This is a genomic window from Amycolatopsis sp. NPDC054798 (assembly GCF_053611505.1).
Genome location: NZ_JBSHAM010000091.1, coordinates 1 through 25,748, shown reverse-complemented (window position 1 = coordinate 25,748; position 25,748 = coordinate 1). Strand labels below are relative to the sequence as shown.

The 25,748-nt window shown below is 70.1% G+C and carries 22 protein-coding genes; 8 read left to right on the top strand and 14 right to left on the bottom strand.

Annotated elements, in window-relative coordinates:
• Positions 1 to 23: 23 nt before the first annotated feature.
• Positions 24 to 506 (top strand): MarR family winged helix-turn-helix transcriptional regulator, encoded by a 483-nt coding sequence (locus ACWGIC_RS36560; RefSeq protein ID WP_452080507.1) that lies wholly within the window; start codon positions 24 to 26, stop codon positions 504 to 506.
• Between the two features lie 385 nt (positions 507 to 891).
• Here ACWGIC_RS36560 and ACWGIC_RS36555 read toward each other — a convergent pair whose 3' ends face one another.
• The 6 genes from ACWGIC_RS36555 to ACWGIC_RS36530 all read right to left on the bottom strand — a co-directional run bounded on the left by ACWGIC_RS36555 (position 892) and on the right by ACWGIC_RS36530 (position 7,808).
• On the bottom strand, positions 892 to 1,680 hold the full coding sequence (locus ACWGIC_RS36555; protein ID WP_452080506.1) for an AfsR/SARP family transcriptional regulator: 789 nt from the start codon (positions 1,678 to 1,680) through the stop codon (positions 892 to 894).
• A 279-nt stretch (positions 1,681 to 1,959) separates the two neighbouring features.
• Complete coding sequence (locus ACWGIC_RS36550; RefSeq protein WP_452080505.1) at positions 1,960 to 2,631, bottom strand: LuxR C-terminal-related transcriptional regulator; 672 nt, start codon at positions 2,629 to 2,631, stop codon at positions 1,960 to 1,962.
• A gap of 483 nt (positions 2,632 to 3,114) precedes the next feature.
• The gene (gene asnB / locus ACWGIC_RS36545) at positions 3,115 to 4,965 is read right to left on the bottom strand and encodes an asparagine synthase (glutamine-hydrolyzing) (protein ID WP_452080504.1); all 1,851 of its coding nucleotides are present in this window, start codon (positions 4,963 to 4,965) and stop codon (positions 3,115 to 3,117) included.
• 52 nt (positions 4,966 to 5,017) lie between these two features.
• The gene (locus tag ACWGIC_RS36540) at positions 5,018 to 5,275 is read right to left on the bottom strand and encodes an acyl carrier protein (RefSeq protein WP_452080503.1); all 258 of its coding nucleotides are present in this window, start codon (positions 5,273 to 5,275) and stop codon (positions 5,018 to 5,020) included.
• Positions 5,272 to 6,534 (bottom strand): ketosynthase chain-length factor, encoded by a 1,263-nt coding sequence (locus tag ACWGIC_RS36535; protein ID WP_452080502.1) that lies wholly within the window; start codon positions 6,532 to 6,534, stop codon positions 5,272 to 5,274. Before ACWGIC_RS36535 ends, ACWGIC_RS36540 begins: the two co-directional genes overlap by 4 nt.
• On the bottom strand, positions 6,531 to 7,808 hold the full coding sequence (locus ACWGIC_RS36530; protein WP_452080501.1) for a beta-ketoacyl-[acyl-carrier-protein] synthase family protein: 1,278 nt from the start codon (positions 7,806 to 7,808) through the stop codon (positions 6,531 to 6,533). The genes ACWGIC_RS36535 and ACWGIC_RS36530 overlap by 4 nt, the downstream gene beginning before the upstream one ends.
• A gap of 202 nt (positions 7,809 to 8,010) precedes the next feature.
• Here ACWGIC_RS36530 and accA point away from each other — a divergent pair, with 202 nt between their 5' ends.
• From accA to ACWGIC_RS36510, 4 genes are all read left to right on the top strand, one after another.
• On the top strand, positions 8,011 to 9,669 hold the full coding sequence (gene accA / locus ACWGIC_RS36525) for a carboxyltransferase subunit alpha (RefSeq protein WP_452080500.1): 1,659 nt from the start codon (positions 8,011 to 8,013) through the stop codon (positions 9,667 to 9,669).
• 19 nt (positions 9,670 to 9,688) lie between these two features.
• Positions 9,689 to 10,198, top strand: a complete 510-nt coding sequence (locus tag ACWGIC_RS36520) for an acetyl-CoA carboxylase biotin carboxyl carrier protein (RefSeq protein ID WP_452080499.1) — start codon at positions 9,689 to 9,691, stop codon at positions 10,196 to 10,198.
• On the top strand, positions 10,195 to 11,568 hold the full coding sequence (locus ACWGIC_RS36515; RefSeq protein WP_452080498.1) for an acetyl-CoA carboxylase biotin carboxylase subunit: 1,374 nt from the start codon (positions 10,195 to 10,197) through the stop codon (positions 11,566 to 11,568). The genes ACWGIC_RS36520 and ACWGIC_RS36515 overlap by 4 nt, the downstream gene beginning before the upstream one ends.
• An 831-nt stretch (positions 11,569 to 12,399) precedes the next feature.
• Positions 12,400 to 15,534, top strand: a complete 3,135-nt coding sequence (locus tag ACWGIC_RS36510) for a BTAD domain-containing putative transcriptional regulator (RefSeq protein ID WP_452080497.1) — start codon at positions 12,400 to 12,402, stop codon at positions 15,532 to 15,534.
• Positions 15,535 to 15,545: 11 nt separating this feature from the next.
• On the opposite strand, the gene ACWGIC_RS36505 is transcribed toward ACWGIC_RS36510, so the two are convergent.
• Positions 15,546 to 16,577 (bottom strand): hypothetical protein, encoded by a 1,032-nt coding sequence (locus tag ACWGIC_RS36505; protein WP_452080496.1) that lies wholly within the window; start codon positions 16,575 to 16,577, stop codon positions 15,546 to 15,548.
• Between the two features lie 163 nt (positions 16,578 to 16,740).
• Here ACWGIC_RS36505 and ACWGIC_RS36500 point away from each other — a divergent pair, with 163 nt between their 5' ends.
• Positions 16,741 to 17,076, top strand: coding sequence for a hypothetical protein (locus ACWGIC_RS36500; protein ID WP_452080495.1), 336 nt, complete (start codon positions 16,741 to 16,743; stop codon positions 17,074 to 17,076).
• A gap of 372 nt (positions 17,077 to 17,448) precedes the next feature.
• On the opposite strand, the gene ACWGIC_RS36495 is transcribed toward ACWGIC_RS36500, so the two are convergent.
• The 4 genes from ACWGIC_RS36495 to ACWGIC_RS36480 form a co-directional block, all read right to left on the bottom strand.
• The gene (locus ACWGIC_RS36495) at positions 17,449 to 17,697 is read right to left on the bottom strand and encodes a response regulator transcription factor (RefSeq protein ID WP_452080494.1); all 249 of its coding nucleotides are present in this window, start codon (positions 17,695 to 17,697) and stop codon (positions 17,449 to 17,451) included.
• A 60-nt stretch (positions 17,698 to 17,757) separates the two neighbouring features.
• Positions 17,758 to 17,979, bottom strand: coding sequence for a hypothetical protein (locus tag ACWGIC_RS36490; protein ID WP_452080493.1), 222 nt, complete (start codon positions 17,977 to 17,979; stop codon positions 17,758 to 17,760).
• A 100-nt stretch (positions 17,980 to 18,079) separates the two neighbouring features.
• Positions 18,080 to 19,054 (bottom strand): L-lactate dehydrogenase, encoded by a 975-nt coding sequence (locus ACWGIC_RS36485; RefSeq protein WP_452080492.1) that lies wholly within the window; start codon positions 19,052 to 19,054, stop codon positions 18,080 to 18,082.
• Positions 19,055 to 20,159: 1,105 nt separating this feature from the next.
• Positions 20,160 to 20,315 (bottom strand): hypothetical protein, encoded by a 156-nt coding sequence (locus ACWGIC_RS36480; RefSeq protein WP_452080491.1) that lies wholly within the window; start codon positions 20,313 to 20,315, stop codon positions 20,160 to 20,162.
• 401 nt (positions 20,316 to 20,716) lie between these two features.
• Here ACWGIC_RS36480 and ACWGIC_RS36475 point away from each other — a divergent pair, with 401 nt between their 5' ends.
• On the top strand, positions 20,717 to 21,847 hold the full coding sequence (locus ACWGIC_RS36475) for a tetratricopeptide repeat protein (RefSeq protein ID WP_452080490.1): 1,131 nt from the start codon (positions 20,717 to 20,719) through the stop codon (positions 21,845 to 21,847).
• Positions 21,848 to 22,010: 163 nt separating this feature from the next.
• Here the strand turns inward: ACWGIC_RS36475 and ACWGIC_RS36470 are convergent, their stop codons facing one another.
• A complete protein-coding gene (locus tag ACWGIC_RS36470; RefSeq protein WP_452080489.1) occupies positions 22,011 to 23,114 on the bottom strand; it encodes a Fic family protein in 1,104 nt (367 codons plus the stop codon).
• A 114-nt stretch (positions 23,115 to 23,228) separates the two neighbouring features.
• On the opposite strand from ACWGIC_RS36470, the gene ACWGIC_RS36465 reads away from it, so the two are divergent.
• A complete protein-coding gene (locus ACWGIC_RS36465) occupies positions 23,229 to 23,498 on the top strand; it encodes a hypothetical protein (RefSeq protein WP_452080488.1) in 270 nt (89 codons plus the stop codon).
• 139 nt (positions 23,499 to 23,637) lie between these two features.
• Here the strand turns inward: ACWGIC_RS36465 and ACWGIC_RS36460 are convergent, their stop codons facing one another.
• Both ACWGIC_RS36460 and ACWGIC_RS36455 read right to left on the bottom strand, forming a co-directional pair.
• Positions 23,638 to 24,279 carry a hypothetical protein gene (locus ACWGIC_RS36460; RefSeq protein WP_452080487.1) on the bottom strand — a complete coding sequence of 214 codons (642 nt, stop codon included), beginning with the start codon at positions 24,277 to 24,279 and terminating at the stop codon, positions 23,638 to 23,640.
• Positions 24,280 to 24,514: 235 nt separating this feature from the next.
• A partial coding sequence (locus ACWGIC_RS36455) for an APC family permease (RefSeq protein WP_452080486.1) occupies positions 24,515 to 25,748 on the bottom strand: 1,234 nt, incomplete at its 5' end.

The following is a 25,748-nucleotide window of genomic DNA, read 5'->3' as shown; positions in this document are numbered from 1 at the left end:
CGCGGATGAGCTATGGTCGGGACATGCACGAGCTCACGCCGGCCGGACGGCTCCTCGACGACATCGTCGTCGAGACCTTCGCGGTCAACGGCCGGTTCGTCCGCACCGGGGACGCGATGGCGGCGAAGGTCGGGCTGACGTCGGCCCGGTGGCAGGTGCTGGGCCTGCTGCTCGACGGTCCGGAGACGGTGGCGCATCTGGCCAGGGAACGCGGACTGCGCCGGCAGGCCGTGCAGCAGACGGTCGCCCGGCTGCAGGCCGAGGAAATGGTCGAGGTCGGGCCGAATCCGCGGGACCGGCGCGCTCCGCTGGTGCACCTCACTGCCCGGGCCAAGCATCTGCTCGACGAACTGGAGCCGATCGAGGAGCGGTGGGCCACCGAACTGGCCGACGCCATTCCGATCGGCGACCTGGAAGCGACCCTGCGGGTGCTGCGCACGTTGCGCGGCAGGCTGGACGAGCAGCTGCGGGCTGCCGGTCAGGATCTCGGCCAGGATTCGGGCTGAGGTTCGGCGTGCCTGGGCGTGGTGTCGGCTCTGTTCGCGGGGAGGCTTCGGAGTGTGCGATGGCTGGCGGTCTGAGGTTCGGCCTCGCCTGGCCGCGGGGCGGCTTCGGAGCGGCGGGAGGTGGCTGGCATGGCGAGGTTCGGCCATGCCAGGCCGCGGCGTCGGGCTCCGTTCGCGGGGCGGCTGGCGTGGGTGAGGTTCGCCCGGCAAGGCTGGGGCGGATAGGCGTCGACGACGGGAGGGAGGCGGCCTGACAGTGAGATTTCGTTGTCGCGGAACGCTTTTCAGTGCGGCCGCGCACCGGGGCTTTCGCGCGCGGGACGGATGAAGCCGCACCGCGCGGCAGCCAGCGGCCCGGCCGGTCGGCGGGTGCTGGCTGCCGGGACTAGGCGTTCACGGCCTTGAGCCGAGGCGCCGGCGCGACCTCGACGGCCAGCACCTCCTGGTGGACCTGCTGCAATTTCCCCGATGGCGCCAAGCCCAGTTCGTCGGCCAGCAGGGTGCGCACCGACTGGTATGCCTCCAGTGCTGCGGCCCGGCGTCCGGCCTTGTTCAACGCGTAGATCAGCTGGGCGTGGAACCATTCGTTGAAAGGGTGCGCGGCGACCAGCGATCGCAGTTCGGGAATGAGCTCCCGGTGCCGTCCCAGCACGAGACCCGCTTCTATTCGCAGTTCGTTGGCGTCGATGCGACGGTCTTCCAGATGTGTGGAATAGCTTTGCAGGATCCGGCCCGCTTCGACGTTGGAAAGCGCGTTGCCCGACCACAACGCCAGTGCTTTGGCGGTGTGGTCCAAGCAGCCGTGCAGATCTCCCGCGGACTGCCGCCGTTGCGCTTCGGCCGTCAGCCGGTCGAAAACCGTCACGTCGAGTTCGTCGGGTCCGACGTGCAGAAGGTATCCGGGCTGGAGCGTTTCGATCCTGTGCTCGCCGGGCGCCTTTCCCAGTCGCGCGATGAACATTTTCCTCAGCTGATAGATGTAGGTTTGCGTGGTCGTGACAGCACTGCGCGGAGGATGGTCGCCCCAGAGTTCGTCGATGATGGTGTCGATGTTGACCACCTGGTTCGCGCGGGCCAGCAGCAGGGTGAGCACCTGCCGCACTTTCGGCGCGTTCGGCGTGCAATGCCGTCCGTTCTCGCTGGCGTGGACTGGGCCCAGTAGCCTGAATTCCATCGGTGCGGAATCCTTTCTGTGCGGACCCCGACCACGCTAGCCATGACTTTGATCCGGCGACAGAGGGGTGCGTCGGAGGATATCGGCCGCGGTCCGATATGCGCACCGGGAAATGTCACTTTCGGAGTATTCGGCAGGCCGCCGGACATCCGCGCGGGGAATGCCGGGCCGGCCGGTTTCCGCCCGCGCGGACGCCGGTTTGCGGCAGGCGCGCCCCGCCCGCGCCTGGAGCGGGAACGCTCCCGCCGGGCGGGGCGGACGCGCCGTCCGGCGAAGCGTTCAGCCGCGGGCGCGGCGGGGCAGGGCGGTGAGGTTCGGCGGGGCGATGACCGCCGCCGACACCGCCTTGTTCACCGCGTCGATCCGGGACACCGCGCCGAGTTTGGTGAAGATGTTGCGCAGATGCCGTTTCACCGTGCCCTCCGCCAGGTGCAGCTTCGCCGCGATCTGCCCGTTGCTGAGCCCGGCCGCGACTTCGCGCAAGACCTGCACCTCCCGGTCGGACAGCGAGGTCCGGGTCTCCTGGCGGATGCGGGCGAGGCTGATCTTGGGCGCGGACACCACTATTCCTTCCGGATGGGCGATCGCCATGCGGATGGTGCCGACGAGTTCGCGCAGGGTCACGTTCTTGCTGAGATACCCGCTGGGATTCATCGACAGGATGTCCCGCAGCAGCGGATGGTCGCCGCCGGCGAGGACGATGAGCCTCGACCGGGAAATGGATTTCTGCAACGTGGCGATAGTGGCGATCGCCTCCGGGTCGGAGCCCGGGTCGATCAGGATCACGTCCGGCCGGAATTCGGCCGAGAGTTCGACCCCCGCCCGATGGTCGCCGGTGTCGGCGACCACGAGCAGATCCTGCTCGCCGGCCAGCGCGTCCCGGAGCGCTTCCCTGAGCAGGGTCTGAGGTTCGACCAGTAGTATCGTGACGAATTCGTTTGCTTCCCCCATGTGAGTTCCCCTCTGGAACCCCGGCCGTTATAGTGGGCGGGATTGAATGTGTACCTCGCTTTTGCGTGAAGCGCCGAATATGCGGCGCTGCCGTTTTGCTGGTCGTGCCCGGACGTTATTGCGCGCGATGCCCCTGGCTCCCTTCGCGACTTGGCGTCGGCTAGATAGCCGGTCGTGTCCCGGATCGAGAATCCGTGACTCGAGCTTAGCAGGGACGGCCGGTTCCTCGCCGGTTGTATAAGCGCGCTCTGCCGCGAGGTTCGCAGCGGCCGCGGGAACCGCGCGCGATTCGGGCGCGGGCGGAAGATTTCGTACCCTCATTAGTTCGACTGATAATTCTGCTAACCCGACGTAACTGTGGATTGCCGTCCGGGCGGCCGGGGCCCGCGAGGAGGCTTTCCGCGCTATTCCGCGCAAGGCGAAACGGGCTGGGGCGCGGTCTCGAACGAAACCGTGCCCCAGCCCGCCGACGGGATCGTGGCCTTACAGGTCGAGGGTGACGCGGTAGGAATCCAGCCACCGGTTCAGCCACAGGGCCAGCTCGAGACTGCCGCGGTCGTAGGGAAAACTGACCTCGCCGACCGGCCGCTGTGCCGCCTTGCGCGCCTTCGCGACGTCCAGCAGCGGCAGCACCGGAGCGTCGGGGTCGGCCAGCACCTCCGCCAGTTCGGCGCGCAGCGCCGCCTCGTACCCCGGGTCCTGGGTGGCCGGGTAAGGGCTTTTCACCCGCTGCACCACCGATTCCGGCAGCAGATCGGCCACGGCCGCGCGCAGCAGGCTCTTTTCCCTGCCGTCGAAGCGCTTCAGCCGCCACGGCGCGTTGAACACGTACTCCACCAGCCGGTGATCGCAGAACGGCACCCGCACCTCCAGCCCGACGGCCATGCTCATCCGGTCCTTGCGGTCGAGCAAGGTCTGCACGAAACGGGTCAGGTTGAGATAGGTGATCTCGCGCATCCGGCGGTCCACGGCGTCCTCCCCGGGCAGCCGCGGCACCTCGGCGAGCGCCTCCCGGTAGCGCGCTGTCCGGGTGCCCTCGACGTCCAGCTTCTGCCGGAAGCCGGGATCGAGCAGGCCCATGCCGCCGAAGTAGCGTGCCGAACCAGAGGTCAGCCACGGAAAGGTGTCCGCGTGCACCGCACCGGGGTTCTGGAACCAGCGGTACCCGCCGAACAGTTCGTCGGCGGCCTCGCCGGTCAGTGCCACCGTCGAGCGCGTCCGCACCGCCTGGAACAACAGGTACAGCGAAGGCCACATGTCGCCCCAGTACGCGGGCGGCAGGTCGGTGGCGCGCAGCACCGCGGCCCGCACTGAGGGATCGGTCAGGTCGGCGCTGTCCAGCAGCACCTCGGTGTGGTCGGCACCGACGTGCCGCGCCAGGTCCCGGACGAACGGCGCGTCGGCGGCGCCGCGCACCGCGTCCGGCTGGAAGGTCTCGGCCGCGCCCGCGAAGTCGACGGAGAACGACCGCACCGGCCCGCGGCCCTCAGCAGCCAGCGACTGGGCGGCCAGTGCCGTCACGGCGGAGGAATCCAGCCCGCCGGACAGCAGCGTGCACAGCGGAACGTCGGAGACGAGCTGCCGGGACACGGTGTCGGCCAGCAGCTCGCGAACGGTCGCGATCGTGGCCGGCAGGTCGTCGGTGTGCTCGTGCGCGGTCAGCTCCCAGTACCGCCGTCGCGCCAGTCCGTTCGCGCCGACCCGGACCAGCTGGCCCGGCCGCACCTCGCGCATCCCGGTGAACACCGCGCTTTCCGGGGTCTTCACCATGTCGAAGACCTCGCGCAGCCCGTCGGCGCCGACCCGGCGCGGGGCGACGGGATTGGCCAGCACGGCCTTCGGTTCGGACCCGAACAGCACTCCGGTCCGGGTGGGCAGGTAGTACAACGGTTTGACGCCCATGCGGTCGCGCACCAGCAGCAGCTGCTCTCCTGGCACGTCCCAGATGGCGAACGCGTACATCCCGTTCAGCCTGGCCGTCACCTCCTCGCCCCACTGGAGGTAGCCGCGGAGCAGCACCTCGGTGTCGCTGGAGGTGCGGAAGCGGTGCCCGTGCGAGATCAGTTCCGCGCGCAGCTCGCGGAAGTTGTAGATCTCGCCGGAGAACGTCAGCACGGCGACCGCCGATCCGTTCTCCTCGGCGGCCATGGGCTGGCGGCCGCCGTCGAGGTCGATGACCGCCAGCCGGCGATGCCCCAGCGCGACGTGCCGGTCCGTCCACAGGCCTTCGGCGTCCGGGCCCCGGCACGCCATGGTGGCGGTCATCGCCTGTGCCGTCGCGCGTTCCCGCCTCAGGTCGCGGCCGAAGTCCACCCAGCCGGCGATTCCGCACATTCCACTGCCTTTCTCGAGTGCCGGTCCGCGGCCGCACAGTCCATTCAGGACACTAGGCGGACCGGGAGAGGCAAGCGTTGATCTCCTGCAGCAAGGCCCGCGGCGTCTTCGCCTCGGCCACTGTGTCGTCCGGCAGGCTGATCCGGAAGTCGCGCTCGATCCGGCTGACGGTGTTGAACAGGGCCAGCGAGTCGTAGCCCAAATCGTCGAACAGGGTGTCCATGATGTCCCCGTCGAGGCCGATCGCCTCGTCCTCGCCCGCGCACTCGCGCAGCAGCCGGGTCAGCTCTTCGATCCGGAATTCGGTCATGGCAAAGGGTTCCTTTCCTGGTTTTCCGGGGTGTGCCGCCGCACGAGCACGGCCGAGTTGAAACCGCCGTGCCCGCGGGCGAGAACCAGCGCGGTGGCCAAGCGGGCTTCTCTCGGCTGATCGCGTACGAGGTCGACGATGCCGGGGTAGGCTGGGTGGTCAATGTGGACAGTCGGAGGGATCACCTGGTCGCGCAGCGCCAGTACCGCGGTCGCGAGGTCCAGCGCCGAGCCGCCGCCGAGCAACCGGCCGGTCATCGTTTTCGGGACCGTCACCGGGACCGCCCGGGCTCCGAAGACAGCCGCGAGCGTCTCCGCCTCGATCCGGTCCAGTTCCGGCACGCCGGAGCCGTCCGCGAACACCACGTCCACCTCGCCGGGGGCGACCCGGGCGTCGGCCAGTGCGGTGAGCACGGCCCGGCGCAGCCCCGGCTCCCGACCGGAGCCGGGGCGCGGGTCGAAGGTCGCGGCGTAACCGGCGATCTCGCCGTAGCAGCGGTCGACGCCGCGTTCGGCGGCGAAGGCCGGGTCTTCGATCACCAGCAACGCGCCGCCTTCTCCGGGCACGTTGCCGGTAGCGGCACGGTCGAAGGGCAGGTAGGCCCGTTCGGCGTCGGCCACCGGGCTGACCGCACCGGAACGCGTGATGCACATCCACGACCAGGGGCACAGCGAACCGTCGACACCGCCCGTGAGCATCAACGGTGTGCCGGCGCGCACGTGCCGCCGCGCCTTCGCGACGGCGTCCAGGCCGCCGGCCTGCTCGGCCACCAGAGCCCCGCCCGCGCCCCGCATTCCGTGCCGGATCGAGATCTGCCCGGTGTTCACCGGGTAGAACCAAGCGAACGACTGGTAGGCGCTGACGTACTGACCGCCCTTGTGCCACAACGCTTCCAGCTCGCGCTGGCCGAATTCGAACCCGCCGCCCGAGGCCGCGGTGACCGCGCCGGCGGCGTACTCCGGCAACTCCTTCGGGTCGGCGTTCGCGTCGGCGAGCGCCTCCTCGGTGGCGATCAGGGCGAGCCTGGTCATGTGGTCGGTCTGCGGCAGCAACCGGCTGGGCAGGTACCGCGGGAAATCCAGGTTGATCTCGCCGGCGACCTCGGCTGCGTAGCCCGCCGGGTCGAAGCGGCTGATCCGCCCCAGCCCGGAGACTCCGGAGAGCGTCGCGTCCCAGTAGCCGGCCACCCCGACGCCGTTCGGCGCGATCACCCCGAGCCCGGTCACCACCGGCGCGGTGCGGCGCGGCGCGGCGTTCACCGGTTCCGCCCCGGCTTGGCCAGCACGACCGCGCTCTGGAACCCGCCGAATCCGCTGGCGACGCTGAGCACCACGTCCAGCCGCCGGTCCCTGGCCACCAGCGGCACGTAGTCGAGATCGCATTCGGGATCGGGTTCGCGCAGGTTCGCTGTCGGAGGGACGGCCGAATGCTCGATCGCCAGTGCGCAGGCCGCCACCTCCAGCGAGCAGATCGCGCCGAGCGAGTGGCCGATCATCGACTTGATCGAGCTGATCGGCGTTCGGTAGGCGTGCTCGCCGAGACTGGCCTTGAACGCGGCTGTCTCGTGCCGGTCGTTCTGCTTGGTCGCGGAACCGTGCGCGTTGACGTAGTCGATTTCGGCCGGGCCGACCCTGGCGCGGTCCAGTGCCGCGGTGATCGCCGCGGCCATTTCCTTCCCGTCGGAGCGCAGGCCGGTCATGCTGTAGGCGTTGCACCGCCCGGCATGTCCGGCGATCTCGGCGTAGGCGCGCGCACCGCGGCGCCGGGCGTGCTCGGCCTCCTCCAGGACGAAAACGGCCGCTCCCTCGCCCAGCGCGAAACCGTTGCGGGTGCGGTCGAACGGCCGCGAGGCGCTTTCCGGCTCGTCGTTGCGCGGCGTGGTGGCTTTGATCGCGTCGAAGCAGGCGACCGTGATCGGGGAAATGGCCGCGTCCGAGGCCCCGGCGATCATCACGTCCGCTTCTCCGTCGATGATCTGGTCGCTGGCGTGGCCCACCACGTCGATCCCCGAAGTGCAGCCGGTGGACACGATGCCGGCCGGCCCTTCCGCCTGCGCCATCCAGGCGATCTCGGCGACCATCGACGACGGCAGGAAATAGTCGTAGAGGTAGGGAACGCCGTGCTCGTCGTCCACCGCCCATTTGCTGCCGTTGTCGCTGACCACCGCGTATTCGCGGTCGAGGCTGATGGTCATCCCGCAGGCCGTGCCGATGGCCACGCCGGTGCGCTCGGGTTCCAGTTCGCCGACGATCCCGCTGTCGTCCAGCGCCTCCCGCGCCGCCACCACCGCGAACTGCGTGGTGCGGTCCCATTTGCGGATCTGCCGCTGGGTCAGCCCGGCCGCCTCGGCGTCGAAATCGCATTCCGCGGCCACCCTGGAGCGAAACGGGGACGCGTCGAACAGCGAGATCGTCCGGGTCGCCGTCCGCCCGGCGGTCAGCAGGTCCCAGTACTGCTTGGCGCCGATCCCGCCTGGCGCCACCACGCCGATCCCGGTCACCAGGACCCGTCGGCCAACGTCCGTCGCAGACACTGCGTCTCCCTCCGCTGCCCTCGCCCCCGTTCCGGTGGCGGCCGAGGCTGCACGAGGCGAGCCTGGCCGGACGGACTCGAGCGAACTTGGAACGCCGGTGGACCCGCCGGCTTCGAACCGGGCTTGACCGTCCGTCGATCGGCCCGGCGAATGCTGGCCGCCGGGAAACCGCGTTTCGTTACCGGCGAAGGGAAAACTGATCGTGGGCACACCGGTGGTCGCCGCGACGGCGGAGTGGGTGCTGTGCCCGCGCTGCCGCGCCGCGGTCTTCGCCAGCCGCCTCGAGCGCGAACTGCGGGTCTGCCCGGACTGCGGGGAGCACCTGCGGATGACCGCCGGGCAGCGGCTGGCCGCCCTGTTCGACGAGGGATCGGCCCGGTCGCTGGACGCCGATCTCGGCGATCCCGATCCACTGGAATTCCACGACACGATGCCTTATCCCCAGCGGCGCTCGGCGGCGAGGGAGGCCACCGGCCTGTCCGAGGCGGTGCTGTGCGCGAGCGGGACGATCGACGGGCATCCGGTGGTGGCGGCGGTGATGGACTTCCGGTTCCTCGGCGGCAGCCTCGGGTGCGCGGTGGGCGAACTCGTCACCAGAGCGGGAGAAACGGCATTGCGCCGCCGGACGCCGCTGCTGATCGTGAGCGCCTCCGGGGGAGCCCGGATGCAGGAGGGCGCCTGGTCGCTGTTGCAGATGGCCAAGACGAGCCAGATGCTCGGGCAGCTGGACGCGGCCGGAATCCCCGTGCTGTCACTGGTCACCGACCCGACGTTCGGCGGCGTGGCGGCCTCTTACGCCACGCTGGCCGACATCATCGTCGCGGAACCGGGAGCCCGCCTCGGTTTCGCCGGCCCCCGGGTGATCGAGCAAACCATGAAGCAGCCGCTGCCCGCGAGGTTCCAGACCGCGGAGGCGTTGCTGGACAAGGGATTCGTGGACATCCGCTGTCCCCGCGGGGAGCTGCGCGCCTTGCTGGGCAGGTTGCTCGGGCTGCTCCGCGCGCCGGATCTCACTGTCCTCTCCAGGGAATCGCCGACCGTGACGGAGCCCGAGGGCCTGCCGGAACGCGACCCATGGCAGGCAGTGCAGCAGGCCAGGGAGATCTCCCGGCCGACCGCGCTGGACTACGCGGGGCTGGCCTTCGACGATTTCGTCGAACTCCACGGCGACCGGCTCGGGAAAGACTGCCCGGCACTGATCGGCGGCCTGGCCCGCATCGGCAGCGTTTCGCTGGTCCTGCTGGGAACCCAGAAAGGGCACACGGCCGCCGAACTGGCCGGCCGGAACTTCGGCATGGCCTCGCCGGCCGGTTACCGCAAAGCGGCCCGGTTGATGCGGCTGGCGGCCAAACTGCGGCTGCCGGTGGTCAGCCTGATCGACACGCCGGGCGCCTATCCCGGGGTCGAGGCCGAGCAGCACGGGCAGGCCTTCGCGATCGCGGAGAACCTGCGGCTGATGGCCGGCCTGCCGGTGCCGACGGTGGCGGTCGTCCTCGGCGAAGGCGGCAGCGGCGGGGCGCTGGCGCTGGCAGTGGCCGACCGGGTCCTGATGTGCTCGGGCGCGGTGTATTCGGTGATCAGCCCCGAAGGGTGCGCGGCGATCCTGTGGCGGGACGCCGCCGCGGCCCCCGAGGCGGCACGCGCATTGCGGATGGACGCGCGGCAGCTGTTGCGGATGGGCCTGGTCGACGGGGTGATCCCGGAACCCGAGGGCGGTGCGCAAGCCGATCACCTCGCGGCGGCGAACCGGCTGCGCGACGCCGTGGCCGCCGCGCTGGCGGAGCTGCCCGCGGCAGAACTGCTCGAGCGGCGGCACCGCCGGTTTCGCCGGATCGGCGCGCCGGACCCGGCTCGGGCCTGACGAAAGGAGTGCGGTCAGCGTGGAGAACGGCAATGCGCGGTCCTGGGGCCATTCCCTGGCGGACGGCGCGGCGGCAGCCGACAGCGAGGCCGAGTTCACCAAGTACGTCCTGCGGGAGGCGGCCGGAGCTGTCGCCGAACTGCTGGCCCGAGACGGGCGCAAACCCAGCTCGCTGGTCGTCCGGGCGGGCGGGGTCGACATCGAACTCGCCTGGACCGCCGCGGCGGCACCGGAGCGGCCGGCGCAGCCGGAGCCGGCCGGCGAAGAAGCCGGGACGGCGCCGCCCGGACACTGGTTCGTCCCGGCGCCGACGGTGGGGGTCTTCTACCGAGCGCCCTCGCCCGGAGCGGAGCCGTTCGTCGACGTGGGCAGCATCGTGCAAGCCGGCCAGCAGTTGGGGATCGTGGAGGCGATGAAGCTGATGATCCCGGTGGAGGCGGATCGCGACGGCCGGGTCGTCGCGGTGCCGGCGGACGACGGCGAACCGGTCGAGCACGGCCAGCGGCTCTTCGAGATCGGGCCGTCGTGACCGGGTTCGGCAGGGTGCTGATCGCCAACCGGGGCGAGATCGCCGTGCGGATCGCGAGGGCCTGCCGGGAACTCGGGATCGAGACGGTGGCCGTGTGTTCCAGCGCCGACCGCGAGTCGGCGGTGACCAGACTGGCCGATCAGGTCGTCCAGATCGGCCCGGCGGCTCCGAAACGCAGCTACCTCAACGCGGCGGCGGTGATCCAGGCGGCGCTCAACTCCGGGGCGCAGGCGGTCCACCCCGGTTACGGGTTCCTCTCCGAGGACGCGGACTTCGCCGAAGCCTGTGCTGCCAGCGGCCTGGTGTTCATCGGCCCGCCGGCCGACGTGATGCGGCGGCTGTGCGACAAGTCGGCCGCGCGGGCCGCGATGGCCGAGGCCGGCCTGCCGCTGCTGCCCGGCGCGGTGGAGCCGGTCGCCGACCTCGGCCAGGCAGCCGAACTGGCGGACGAGATCGGCTATCCGCTGATCGTCAAGGCAGTCGCGGGCGGCGGCGGCCGGGGGATGCGCGTGGTGTGGCGGCCGGGCGAGCTGGCCGGAGCCTTCCGGGAAACCAGCGCGAACGCCCGGATCCTGTTCGGCGACGGCCGGGTCTACCTGGAGCGGTACCTCACCGCCGCGCGGCACGTCGAAGTGCAGATTCTGTGCGACAGCCACGGAAACGGCATCCATCTGGGCGAGCGGGACTGCTCGGTGCAGCGCAGGCACCAGAAACTGATCGAGGAAACCCCGGCCCCCGGCCTTCCCGCGGAAGTGACCGGGCGGATCGCCCGCGCGGCCGTGCGGGGCGCGCTGGCCGCCGGGTACGCCGGCGCGGGCACGGTGGAGTTCCTGGTCGACTCCGAGCACCGGTTCTTCTTCATGGAGGTGAACTGCCGGATCCAGGTCGAGCACCCGGTCACCGAAATGGTCACCGGGATCGACCTGGTGGCCGAGCAGTTGCGCATCGCCGCCGGGCAGCCGCTGCGCCACAGCCAGTCCGACGTCCGGCCCGCCGGCGCGGCCCTCGAATGCCGGATCAATGCCGAGGACCCGGCCCGGCAGTTCCGCCCGGCTCCGGGCACGCTGACCGAGTTCGCCGTGCCCGGCGGCCCGTTCGTCCGGACCGACACCCACGCGTTCCCCGGCTACCGGATCCCGGCCGCTTACGATTCGCTGCTGGCCAAGCTGATCGTGTGGGGCCCGGACCGCGACGCGGCGATCGCGCGCATGCGTGCCGCGCTCGAGGAGCTGCGGGCCGCCGGCCCGGGGATTCACACCACCGCCGGGTATCTCGGCGAGGTGCTGGCGGATCCGCGGTTCCGGCAAGCCCGCCACGACACCCGGTTTCTCGAACGCTTCGTTCCGGCGGCTCCTGCCGTTCCTGCTTGAGGATCACCACAGGGAAGAGACCCCTGGATCCGCTCCGGCGGGTCCGGGGGCCTCGTCGTGAAGTGCCTAATAGCTCGTACAATGCGACGTAAGTTCTCGCCGGACTTTTACGGCGGACCATCTCGAAACCGGTATCGCGGCCACTGTGAATGCGGGCAATGACCACGAAACCCGCTCGCGTACTGTCGCGGCCATTGCCGCCCGATACTCCGGTCAGACCCTCGGCCCGGAGGTTCTCCAGTGCAAGAAAACGTGGCCGATCGGGCAATCCGCTGGGCGGTCGTATTCGCCGAATTCCCCTCGCTGGCCGCCATTCGGGGCACACCGGGCCCCGATGCGGTCCTGACCAGGCGTGTTCGCACGATTACCGGCAGCTCTGGGCTTGACGGCGCCGCTTCCGCGTGGCATTTCTGGAAAGCGTGATTGCCTCAGCGCGACTCGGCACGCGTGCGAGCCGTGTTTCCCTCGTGCCGGATCGCGGTTGTGCTGGCGGTCCGGCCGCGACGGCCGAACTGGGCCGAATGGTGATCGGTGCGCCGTCTGCCGCGGGTTTCCGCTACCATGCCGAATATCGTCCGTTGCCCGGAAAAGCACGGTGCGGCCGGGTATCGGCCGTCGGAGAGCTGCCGGATTTCCGCTTCGCTCGACCGAGAGAGGATTCGCTGCTTCGCCGGCCGCACCGGATTTGACGCCGTCGCGGCGAATGTGTTTCCCTTCGCGCTTTCGGCGGGCGCGGACCGGACAATACCGGATTTCGATTATCCGCATTCGGACCGCAGGAGCGTTTTTCATGCCTCGTCACTGCCGCGTGCGCCCTTCGAGCGGTGCCGGATGACCGTGCCCCCGCCCGTCGTGCCCCGCCGTGCTCCCGGGAAAGGCGGAGAGAAACCCCTTCGCCGCCCGGAGCGCCCGGCGGCGGATCGGCTGCCGGGCGCCGGCGAGGCGGGGCCGCGGCTGCGGATCAACGTGCTGGGCCCGGTCGAATGCCTGGTCGGGGGCGAGCGCGTCCGTCTGGGCGGGCTGGTGCCGGAGCGGGTGCTGACGGCGCTGGTGCTGGAGGCGGGGCACACGCTGCGGGTCGCTCAGCTCGTCAGCGCGGTGTGGGAGGCGGAGCCGCCGGCGACCGCGGCGCATCAGGTGCGCAAGGCGGTGGCCGGGCTGCGGCAGCTGATCCCGGGCGGGGCCGAGGTGCTGGTCACCGAGAACTCGGGGTACCGGATGCTGCTCGGCGCCGATCAGCTGGACTGCCTGGAATTCTCGGTCCTGCTGGACCGTGCGCGGGACGCCATGGGGAGCGGCGAGCCGGAGCAGGCGGCCCGGCATTGGGAACGCGCGCTCGCCCTGTGGCGGGGTCCGGTCCCCGCGGACGAGGCCGGGCTGCCGATCAAGGCGTCGGGCACCGCGTTGCTGGAGCGCCACACCGCCGCTATCGAGCAGCTGACCGACGTGCGGCTGGCCCGCGGCGAGCACGCCGAACTGGTCGGCGAGCTGCGCACGCACATCGCCGGACATCCGTTGCGCGAACGGCTTCGCGGGCAGCTGATGCTCGCCCTGTACCGCTCGGGAAGGCAGGCGGAGGCCCTGGAGGTGTTCGCCGAGGTGCGCGCCCTGCTGGGCGAGGAGCTGGGGCTGGATCCCGGCAGCCAGCTGTGCCTGCTGCACGAGCAGATCCTGCGCAACGACCCCGCCCTCGCCCTCGACGTGCCGGAAACCGCGGCGGCGGACGGCGCGGGGAGCCGCCCCTCGCGGGCGGGCGCCGGATCGCTGCCGAACGATCTGCCTGATTTCGTCGGCCGGGAACACGAGATCGGCGTGCTCCGGTCCTGCCTCGACCAGGGTCCCCGGCAAGGTCCGTGCATCGTCGCGATCGACGGGATGGGCGGGGCGGGCAAGACCTCGCTCGCGGTCCGCGTCGCCTATTCGGTGGCAGGCCGCTACCACGACGCGCAGCTTTACCTCGACCTTCGCGGGTTCGCCCCGGACGAGAAGCCGATGACGGCCTTCGCCGCGGCCGAAGCGCTGCTGCGGATGCGGGGGTACGCGGCGGACCAGGTGCCCGACGAACCCGCGGCGCGGATCAGCCTGTGGCGGGCGGCGATCGCCGCCCGCGGCGTGCTTCTCCTGCTGGACAACGTCTCCGACGTCGCGCAGGTGCGGCCCCTCCTGCCGCCGAACCCGGAGTCGCTGGTGCTGATCACGAGCCGCACCCGGCTGGTCGATCTCGACGGCGCGCATTGGATGTCGCTGGGCGCGATGACCGACGAGGACGGCAGCGCGATGGCCGCCGCGGTGCTGAGCACGCGGCGCGCGGCGGCCGAACCGGAGGCGGTCGCGGACCTGGTCGCGTTGTGCGGGCATCTGCCGCTGGCGATCCGGATCGCGCTGGGCAGGCTGGCCAACCGGCCGCGCTGGACGATCGGGTACCTGGTCGACCGGATGAGCGACGAATCGCGCCGGCTGGACGAGCTGCGTTCCGGCCAGCGCGGGGTCGACCTCACGCTCAAGATCTCCTACGAGGGTCTCGACGCGCGCCACCGCGCGGCTTTCCGCCTGCTGGGGCTCCATCCGGGCCGCGACATCGACGTCGCGGCGGCCTCGGTGCTGCTGGGGGCGCCGGAGAACGAGGCGGAGGAGATCCTGGAGGTCCTGCTCGACGCGCACATGCTGCAGCAGCACGAGTTCGGCTATTACAGTTTCCACGACCTGGTGCGCAGTTTCGTGCGCCAGGTGCTGCGGGACTCGGACCCCGGCACGGCCGCGGACATCCGGCAGGCGCTGGAACGACTTCTCGACTATCTGGTGCGCACCAGCGACCGGGTGTGCGACCTGCTGTTCGCCGGGCGCCTGCGGCTGGGCGCCGAAGCGGGGGACGGGCAGCCGGATCCGTCGCCGCTGGAGGATCCTCAGCTGGCACGGCAGTGGCTCGCGCGGGAGCAGCCGACGCTCGAAGCGGCTGCGGTGCTGGCGCACGAGCGGGGATTCGACCGGCACGTGGTGCACCTGGCCCGCAATGTCGTCTTCCAGCTCGACGCGGTGGGGCTGTACACCGCTTTCCTCGAACTGGCGGAGTTGTCCGTGCGGTCGGCGCGGCGGCTCGCGGATCCGGAACTGCTGCGGCTGAGCTTGTCCAATCTGGCGGTGGCGGCGTGGAAACTCGGCCGGTTCGAGGCGGGCATCGACGCGGCCGCCGAGGCGCTGGAGATCGCCCGCGACCGGGGCGATCAGCGCGGGTTCGCGAAGGACACCGGGATGCTGGGGCTGCTGACCGGCGCCGCCGGCCGGTTCGCCGAGGCGCTGCCGCTGCTGCTCGAGTCGATCCGGATCAAACGGGAGCTGGGGGCGAGCCGCGCGGAGGCGGAGTCCTTGGTGAATCTCAGCTCGCTGTACGAACAGTGGGCTCGTTATCCCGAGGCGGCGGAGGCCGCGGCGCGGGGAGTCGCGCTGGACAGCGCGCTGGGCATCCACGAGCACCAGATCGTCGCCCGGGCGGATCTGGCCTCCGCCCATCTCGGCGCGGAGGACGACGAGCAGGCGGAGGACCAGCTGGACCGGGCCCGGTCGCTGGTCGAGGAATTCGGGGCGGCGGCGGGCGACGCCGCGCTGGTCTACGCGCTGTCCGCGCTGACCGCGCTGCGGCGGGGCCGCCCGGAGCAGGCGAGCGAGTTCGCCGAACGGGGACTGCGGCACGGGCGGGACCATTGGACCCCGATCCGGCAGGTGGAGATCGACAACCTGATCGGAAGGCTGCGCCGGGCGCAAGGGCGGCACGACGCCGCGGTGGTCCACCACGAGCGCGCCTACCGGGTCGCGGCCGCCATCGGGTACCGGGTGGCCGAAGCCCGCGCGCTGCTCGGGGCTGGGCTGGCCGAGATCGCGCTCGGCCGGGTGGCCGACGGGCAGGCCCGGTGCGGGGAGGGGAACCGGATCTTCGACGAGCTGGGGGTGCCCGCGGCTGCGCGCGGCTGACGCCGTTCTGCTTACTCCACGCGGAGTTCGTCCAGACGGGCCAGCGCGGCCTCGGCCGAAATGCCTTCCGCCGGCGGCCGCGGCGGGCACGCCTGCTCGGCTTCGCGACCGGCGAACCAGGCGTTTCCGGCCTCGCATTCGGCCGCGGCGAACCACCTCGGCCGCGGCGGTTCGATCGGCGCGCCCGCGAGTCCGCGGAACAGTTCGGTGGGCAGATCGGCCCCGGTCGCGGTCTGGAGGAGTTCGGAAACCCGGTGCACGCTGAAACCCGGGAGCGCGCCCGCGACATACGGTGCGCCGCCGGCCAGCACGACGCGGGTCTGGACCGGGCCGAACTCGTGGTCGGCGAGATCGAGCATGCCGGTGACAGCCGCCCGGACCCGCACCGCCTCGGACTCGGCGAGCCGCGCCGGATACACCAGCCGCCGCCGGGCTCCCGCCGCGTGGGCTTCGACGATGCCGACGACCCGGTGCATCCCGTTCACCGTCAGCGTTGTGGCCACCAGTTCGGTTTCCTCGATCAGCTCCACCGTCACCGGGCTCGGCAGCGTCGCCGTTTCCTGTGCCCGGACCCACTGTTCGAGCGCGTCGGCCGTTTCGACCACCTGCTCGCCCGGACCCCGGCGGAGCACCACCGCGCCGCCGAGTTCCGCGACCGCCGCGGGCACTTGCGCGACCGTCTCCACGGTGCGCCGGCCCGGATCGCAGGACGACGCCCGCCCGAACGTGTCCGGGGCAACGCGCAACGGCCGCCCGGCCTGCCTCGCCGGGGCACCGGAAAACCGGCGGGCGGGGACCGGCAGTCCCGCCGCGTCGAGCACCTGCGTGAAGCCGTGTTCCTTGACCAAACGGCTGACCGCCTCGGCCACATCCGCCCTTTCGCCCTCTTCGAGCCGCAACACCTGGTCCGGTGCCAGGGAAAGCTCCGCACCGCTGCGGCCCGGCTCCACCAGTGCTCCCACAACAAGCCCCGCGCGCACCGCTTTGTCAGCCAGCGCACGGTCCGGGAACACCAGCAGCAGCCGCACCGAAGGGTCCGGCACCGGAGCCGCCGGGTAACCGCCCCGCCTCCATCGCGCACCGGTGAATCGCTCCGTGCCGCCTTGCCCCATGACCTCGCGCCCCCAGTTTGAAAGTTTTCTCCGTCGTTGACGATGCGAAGGCGTCCTTCGGCCCGGCTGGCGAACCACGCGCCGGGCTGGCCTGATGCTCAGCCGCCCGATCAGCCTGGAGCACGCTGCCCGCCCCGCGCAGGTACTGGGGAAGGAACTCGCGAGGAACTGCCGATTCCCTGATGAACCCAGGAAGAACACGGGAGGAAGTGCCACCAAGACCGTCGGCGCGGACGCGAGCGCTGGCCGGGCACCGATGCTGCGGCGGCTCGTCGCGGCCGTCGGACTGGCCGCGGTGCTCGGGATCGCCGCCCCGGGATTCGGATCGGCGATCGCCGCGCCCGCCACCGCGACCTTGGCGTCGGGCGAGGGACCGAATCCGTGCCCTCCGCCGCCGGGCGGCGAGGGTTGCCGCAGCGCCTGCCTGTGACAGCCGGGGCCGTCGGACCGGCCGCGGGTCTGGCGGCCCCGTTCGGTTTTCCGGATCGCGGCGGTTTCGACCGGAGCCCATCGCGATCCAGCGCCTGTCCGCATCCTGCGGAAAGGCGGTGTTCGCGTATTCGCCGTCGAAATTCGAGGCCGTCGCTCCCGCGCTCGCGAAAACTCCGGACGCGCGTATTCCGCGTCGGCGCGAGCCGCGTCCAGACCCGGTGCCCGGAACCGTTCGGAGTTCCCGGCCGTATTCCGATGCCGAGGGGGAGTGAAGCCGTCGCGACCGGCAACTGGCCGCCGCGGGCGCCTGCCGGTTTCCCGCCGAGGACTGAGGATCCCGCTTCTTCCGCGGCGTCCGGCGGCCTCTGGCTCATCGAGGGGAACCGGCCGCGAGCGGTGCCACCCATCCCGCGTTGAGCGCGGAGACGATGAGCTGCGAGCGGTTGGCCACGCTCAGCTTGACCTTGATGCGACGGACATACGTGTCCACGGTGTGCGGGCTGATGCCGAGCCGGTGGGCGATCGAACCGTAGGTATGTCCCATCACCAGGTACTCGGTGATTTGCTTTTCCCGGGGACTCGGGGTGACCACCGGCGCGCTGAAGGAAAGGGATTGCACGATTTCTCCGACCTGTCGGGATGCGGCTTTCCGGAAGTGCGAAGGCGCTGCGGATTCCGTTCAGGCGGACACCCGCCCGGGAACGGGCTCCCAGTTCGGCCCTTCGCCCGAGGCGGTGCCCGGCGCGGTGCCGGGGCCGGAAGCCGTCAGCTGGACCTGCTGCGGGCTCGCGGAGCCGATCTGCACCGGGCCGATCCCGGCAGCGGCGATCAGCACGGCCGCCGCCCACGCCGCCCCGCGAATCCGGGAACCGCCCGTCTCCCTGCTGTTCTTCGTGCTCATGCTGTCCCGTCCTCGTGCCGGTCCTGCCCTGTGCCTTTCATCGTCCGCCGGGCAGTTCCCGGAACGTTCCGGCTGCGATACCTCCGGCCGGGAAGCCGGTTCACAGGCCCAGGTCGCGGCACACCTTGCGGATTTGCCCGGCGGACACTCGGAGCCGGGCGAGTTCCTCCGCGGAAGGAATCGCAGGTTCCGGACTGCCCGCCCCGCGCCGGTCGACCAGTCGCGGCAGCGACATGCACACCCCGTCGATGCCGTGGAAGTCCTGGACCAGGCTGCTGACCGGGAGGATCAGGCGCTGGTCTCCGAGGATGGCGTCGAGGATGTAAGCAGCGGCCAGCCCGACCGCGTAGTTGGTGGCGCCCTTGCCCGCGATCACCTCGTAGGCCGCGTTGGTCACGGTACGGGCGATGTCGTCCCGGACAGTCCTGGTGAACGTCGGCGTGCCGTCGACCGTCCAGCCGGCCACCGGCACCGAGCCGACGAACGCTCCTGACCACAACGGAACCGCGCTGTCGCCGTGCTCTCCGGCGATGTAGGCGCGCACGCTGGGCACGCCGACCCCGGCGCGTTCGGAGATCAGCGACCGCAGCCGGGAGGAGTCCAGCACAGTGCCCGAACCGACCACGCGGTGCGCCGGAAGCCCGCTGACGGCGAGGACCGCGTGGGTGATGACGTCGACCGGGTTGGTGACCGGGACCAGGATCGCGTCCGGTGCCACCTCCAGCAGACGCGGCACCAGCGCCTGGCACATCGCCACATTCGCCTCCGCGAGCGCCATCCGGCTCTGCCCGGGCCGTTGTTTTGCTCCGGCGGTGATCACCACGACGTCCGCGTCCGCGCACACCCCGACGTCGTCGCTGCCCACGATCGCCGAGGTCGGGGTGAACATGCTGCCGTGCTGCAAATCGAGCACCTGAGCCCGGACCTTGGCCGGGTCAGTGTCGTACAACGCGATCGTGTGGGCCACCCCGTGGATCTGGCAGGCGTAGGCGATCGTGGAACCGACCGCACCCGCCCCGACGACGGCGATCTTGGTCCCGTGCGGCGCGCTGTGCGCCGGAAACAATTGCGGCACTTGCATCCTCCTCGCCCGAAGCCGTCGCGTCTGTCCGCGCGGCGCGTCCAGCTTGGGGCCAGGGATCCCGGGGCCTCCAGGGGCTAGGGCCTTCACGCCTGGAGACCAACGTCCCTGTCCGTGGTCGTGATCCTGGTGCCGGTGACGGTTTCCGCGACTCGCTTCCGGCTGACTTGACGGATCGCGGCCGCCGCGGGCTTGGCGAGAGCAGGTCGCGGACAGCGGGCTTCAGGTCGGGGTAACGCCAGGGACGCGACAGCGGCCGTTCCCGGGGACGCCCAGATCCGCTCGCGACAGCAATGGGCGAACCGCGGCCAGCTCCCTCAGACCCGGCGCGGGCATTGCCGGTGGCGGCAGTCCGCCGAGCCGAGGAGGTACGCCATCGCCTCGCAGTTCAGAAGGGGCCCCAGGCGGTGACGGCGATCTGTCCTCTTGGTCGGGCCGCCTGGTTCGCTTCCTCGCCGGCTGTGGCCAGGTTCCGGGCGAAGGCAGGCTGACCGCACCGAATTCTCCGCGTCGGAAAGGGCGAAACCGCCGGCCCGCGGCCAAGGTCCAGCAACGGCCGCGATGGCGGGAGCGCCGCTTCGGTCAGGACGGTTGCCAGGGGCGGATAGTCCGTTCCTGGCTCTCAGACGGGGCAGCAGCTGAAAGACTCGCACATCCGCGTTCCGCGGCGCAGCCACGAGCTCCGCTTCCCCGTGGCGGCGGGCCCAGTCCGAGAGCGCGGCGTCCTCGGAATTGCCGTCCGGGAGTCCCTGGACCCGGTCCGAAGCTGGGTCGAGTCTTGCCTGCGTGCGATGAACTGGCGGATTAGGCCACGACGCGGCGGGGGCGGTCGGCCGGATCTGGTGCCGCGGTCGTCCAGGGGCGATGGGGCTGGACCGTGCCGGGGCGGACAAGCCGAAAACTGGCAATGCGCGGCTTCTTGACGCGAATGGTTCACGCGGAACGGCGTGGCGGATTCCGGTGTATCCGCAGGGCCGGTTTTTTCGAAGGAGAACCTGGTGGCGTCTGCAAAAGATGACAGTCATTCTGGCTCAACCCCCGCTCGCCCGGGGAGATCGCCGCTTGACCTCAGGATCGACCAGGGAGTGCTGGGCTTGAATCACTTTTTCTTGGCGTTTCGGTGGTTGCCGAGCGGACCGGGACGCCGGGTTTGGGCGGTGCCGCGGGACAGGGGGACGATCAGCTGTCGACCACTGGACTGCCCCTGCTCGCGCGGGGCGAACCGGCTGTGCACGTCGGCCGCGGTCGTGCACACGAGGCTGCTCCGCCCGCATGGGGTGAACGCGGCACGGCGGGCGCAAGTGCACGGGAGCCCCCTCGGTCGGGTAACGGTGACGGCTGTCGGCACCACGCCCGCTGCGATGGCGCGAGCGCCCGCGCCATACGGGGAGACCTGCGGACTTGCTGCGGTGCTGGTTGACAGCCAAGATCAACTTGTGGGAGAACCTGCGCGCGGCTTCGGCGCGCCCTGCACGCTTGGGTGAGCCAGATTACGCCGAGGCTCACCTCGTGAGCGGTCGCGTCGGTTGCCGCGGAAGTGGTTAGCTAGTCGCTCGAGGGTGTTCTGATGACCGTGGGCCGGTTGCTGGGGAGGGCGCGCTAGGCAAGCAACGGTGTGTCGGCGGGCGAGGACCCGCTGGGGAAGGTTGCTGGCTGGTGAGCGATGGCGTCCCGTCGTCGTTGGGCCGAGATCCCGACGACGACCTTCTGCTGTGCGCTTTCGTCGTCTGCGAGGTGGATCAGTTGCCTCTCGAGGTGCTCGCCGTGGCGAGCGGGGAGCACGACGAGACTTTGCGGGCACGCCTCCGGCAGCTGATCGAGCGCGGCTTCCTCGCCGAGGCGGGACCGGCCGCGGCGGACGGTGCCGGCTCCGTGCTCAGCGTTGAGCAGAGTCCGGTCGATATTCCTCTCGAGCAGAAGAAGTCTCTCGCTTCACGGCTCGGGCGGCACTTGGGCGCTGTGGCTCACGAGACCGCGGCCGCGGCTGATCACGCGGCGGACGTGGCTCGGTTGCGGTCGCTGTGCTGGTCTGTCGTGGGGCTGCTGCGGTGGGAGCTCGGGAACGGGCTGGGGGAGGATGCGGTGCGCTTGGCGCGCGCCTGGTGGCCGGTGGCCGGACTGGTGGGCGATTCGACGTGGGTGAACGACTTCGCTGAAGCAGGCGAGCGCGCGGCGATCGAGATCCGCGACCCGTCCGCGCTGATCGACCTGCTGAGGATCGCAGCGGAGTGCGCGGACCAGGCCGGCGACTGGCTGATGGCTGAGGCCCGGTGGGTCCGGGCGCTCAGTCTCGCTCGGGCACGGAAGAACCACGACGTTGTGTGTTCGACCTTGACCACGTTAGGCGACTTCTACCGCCGTTGGGGTCGTCTGCACCGCGCCATGGACGTCCTTTCCGACCTCATCGCCACCTGCGACCGTGTTCACGACAACCGCGGCGCGTCGAGGGCGTTGCGCGACTTGGCTTTAGTGCTGATTGACGCCGGCCGCGCTGCCGCTGCCGTGCCGCACCTCATTCGCGCCGTCGCGCTCGCCGGCGAAGACGACGCGGTCGAGGCTGGTGCCCGCGCTGAATTGCTGATCATGCTTGGTCGTGCGCAGTGGATGAGCGAGAAAATCCGCGCTGCCAGAGAGGCTTTCAGCGGCGCGCTGGCGCTTCTGGTGGACGTGGACGCCGAGGGAGCCGACTATGTGCGGTCGCTGCTGGCTACCCCGGACGACGGATCGCTGCCGTTGAAGACTTTCGACGCTGTCGAGCACTACGGGCGGCGAACACGGCCACCGTGACGGCCGATGCGACGAGGCCTGCCAGGAGGGCGCCGGTCTGATGACAAGGGCGCCTTCGGGAACGGTGACGGCCCGGCGGCCGGTGCTGGTGAAGGGCGTGCTGCATGGCAGATGTCCTCGGTGTGGGAAAGCTGGGTGTCGGCGGACTGCGCTGGCGTGCCGGTTACTCGAAGACCGCGTCGTCGCTGGCAGGCGGAACAGGGTCGAGGCTGCTCAGCAGCTCCAGAACGTCGTGGGCGATGTAGATCTTGTTGTACTTGGCGTTGTCCTTCACGTCGAGCAGTCCGGCCCGCACGAGTTTCGTGGCGACGTCGGTCGCGCCTTTGACCGAGATGCCGAACCGTTTCGCGATCAGGTGGTGGTTGGTCACCGGCATCCCGATCAGCTCGCTGGCCACTCGCCGGGCGTTGCCCGTTCCCGGCACCGCCTTGAGGTGGTCTGCTCGCAGCTTCTCCATGCGTTTGATGAGGTCGATCTGCTCGGTGCACAGCCCTTCTACGCCTTGGGCGAAGAAAACCATGAAGTTCTCGAAGCTCCCGGTGTCGACGACGGCACGCAGCTGCCGGTAGTACTCGTCCCGATGGCGGTCGAGCCAGCGCGACAACGGAAGGATCTGATCGCGCAGAACACCGGCGCGGACCAGTTCCAAGCTGACGTAGAGTCGCGCGACGTAGCCGTTGCCGCCGGCGAAAGGGTGGATCAGCTCCAGTTGCGGGTGCCCGATGGCGAGCTTGGCGACGAGGGGCAAGTCATGATCTGCGCTTACCCATTCCTGCCACTGCTGCGCTGTTGCCTGCAGGTGAGGGCCTGGCGGGGTGTGGGCGACGACCGCTGTGCCGTCGCGAGCGGTGATCCAGCTCGTCTGTTCGCGCCAGAATCCGGCTCCCTTCTCGTGCGGCGACGGCACCGGGCCGAGCTGGCGGCTGATCTCGCCCAGCAGGGGCAGATCCACCGCCCCGCCGCTTCGGACCTTGTCGAAGGCGCGACGGCTTGCGTCCAGGTACCGGGTGATCGCCTCGACTTCCGGCTCGGCCACGGTCTTCGCGCCCGGCAGCTTGGCCAGCAAGACGTCTTTCAGCGAGACGCTGGCGTTCTCGAGCGCCGCGGAACTCTGGGCCTCGCGCAGCATCGTGTAGTACACAAGGGATGACCGGTCCGGCAAACGCTCGGCTGCCTCGTCGAGACGCCCCAGCGACTGTTCGGCTCGAGCCAGCCCCCGATGGGTGCTCGTCGCCAGCACCACGTCGGAAGGCAGCGGGCGCGGCACCCACGCTCCTTCGCGCCGGATGGATTCCGGAATGCAGCCCTCCTCAGTCACGGGCGCCCACACACCGCCGGCATCGCGTTCGTTCATGCTGCAAAGCCTTCACGAACCCACACGATGGCCGCAAACGGTGGATTCGACCGTTTCAAGATCAACTTCGACGGATTTCCCTATCTTTCTCCACGCCTTCGCCGCGGCAGTCTTGCGCTGGCTGTCCCAGTGCCGGAGGTGCATAAAGCCAGCTCAGACATGCAGGGATCGCCGGCGTCGGGAGTGCCGGACGGCGATCTCGACGCGAGTCACCGCGGCCAGCAGCAGCTTGAGCCGCTACACGACTGCGTGTTCCGCGCATCTGGGATGCCCCCATCGGCGCGCAGCTTCACCTGAAAGGATGCAGATTTCTTTTTGATCTGCAATCGCGCGGGCTGCGGGCATGGAGCCCGCCGCCAACGCTGCCGGAGAAGGTGCTTCCCCGGTGAACGGTGGACTGCGGCGATCCCCGGCGGCACCGGGTCTTGCCCGGATTTTAGCGCTGCCTAAGGAGTTCTTGAGCGCGGCTGTCATTTGGTCGCTTGCGTGGACTGTCGTCGGTTTGCCTTCGCCGGGCGCGGTGGCCGGGACGAACTGTGTTGAGTTCGGGCAGGCGCGGGGTGAACCCGGGGCGCTGTTCGGCGATGACGATGCTCGCAATAGACGGTGCGGTCAGGCTGTCGTCGCCGGAGAACCCTCGAAGGAGTCGCTGGGCAGGGTGACCAGGGTTGCGCCGCTCCTTTATGTCGCGCGAACTGAGCGGCAGGGGCCGGTCGCCCTCGGCGTCAGTGCAGTCGCCGTGGGGTCGATGCCTTGGCCGGCCCGGGGCGGTCGAAGAGAGTCGGTCCCGCTTTTCTTGATGGTTGCAGCGCACATTGCTGCGTTGACGGATCGTCGTCTGCTCGGAAATGTTCTTTTCGTTTCGGATGCTCGTTGCGTTCGATGCTTGCGCGTGCAGCCGTTGCCGTCTGTTCTGCAAGCCAGCGTAAAGGAGATTGGATCTAGAGAAACCCGCTTCTTCTGATGTTTGCGGCGTATTCAAGATCGTGGCGCGGCGCACGGCCGCCGCGATGCGATGGGCAAGCTTTGCGGTCGACTCCGTACGCGGCAGCCCCGGATCGTTCGCGTCGCGCACCACGCATCCAGGATGTTTCGAGAGGCGGTCGCTGGCCGGGGTGCAGTTCCTTGACGGTCAGCACCCCCGTGGGGTTACGGGAGAGGACTGGGCATCCGTCTTACGGTGCTGGGGCATGACAGCGGGCTGTTTTGTTGCGCCTTGTCTGTTCGATCTTCGTTCGCTTTGTGAGCTGATAGTGCGCTGTTATTCCGCCTCGGTGATAGCCACGGAGAAGGCTGAGCCAGGGATTTCTGCACTACTCCTCGAACGTCATCTCCGGTGGCGGACGCCGGAACCCGCGCGTGATCGCGGTCAGCACCACGATGCCGATGCCCAGCCAGACGAGGCCGAATACCAGCGCGATGCCGTCCAGGTTGACCAGCAGCCACAGGTCCACCACGGCACCGATGGCCGGGAAGACCACCCAGGTCAGCACCCGCTTTCCGGAGCGGTCGCGCAGCCAGGCCGCGAGCACGCTGATGTTGACGAACGTGAACGCGGTGAACGCGCCGAAATTGATGAACGAGGTCGACGTGCTCACGTCCAGTGCCAGCGCCGCCAGTCCGACGGCTCCGGTGAGGAGGATGCCGAAGGCCGGGGTGGCGAACCGCGGGTGGAGTTTGCCGAATATCCGCGGCAGGACGCCGTCGCGGCCCATGGCGAACATCAGCCGCGACGCGCTGGCTTGCGCCGCGATTCCGGACGCGAACTGCGCGACCACCAGCCCGGCCAGGAAGACCGAGGCGAAGAGGTCGCCGCCGATGGTGGTGGCGATTTCGAAGGCCGCCGAGGATTCGTCGGCGAACGCGCTGCCCGGGTGCGCCAGCTGGGTGAAATAGGCGAGTGCCGCGAAGATCCCGCCGCCGATCAGCGCGGTGAGCAGGATCGCCCGGGGGATCGTCCGCTGCGGTTCGGTGGTTTCCTCGGTCAGCGTCGTCACGGCGTCGAAGCCGAGGAACGAGTACGTCGCCAGCGCGGCGCCGCCGGAGATCGTGCCCAGCGTGGCGCCGGGGTGGAAGAACGGCTGGGCGCTCGCCAGCGCGCCGCCGGCGTGCAGCACGTGCCTGATCGACAGCGCGACGAAGAAGCCGATCACCAGCAGCTGGAACGCCATGAGCACGAAGTTGGCCTTTTCGGCGACTTTGATGCCGAGCACGTTGAGCAGCGTCGTCAGGACGATGAAAGCGATCAGCCAGGCCCAGCGCGGCACTCCGGGGAACTCGGCCGACAGGTAGGCGCCGCCGATCAGCCAGATCACCATCGGCAGGAAGAAATAGTCGAGCAGCACCGCCCAGCCGACGAGGAAACCGGCCCGCGCGTCGACGGATTTCCGGACGTAGGTGTAGGCCGAGCCGGCGACCGGATGGGCGGCCGCCATCTTCCCGTAGCTCGCGGCGGTGAACAGCATCGCGACGAGGGCGAGCAGGTAGGCGGAAGGCACCGTGCCCACGGTGGTCTCCGAGCCGATGCCGAACGCGCCGAGCGCGATC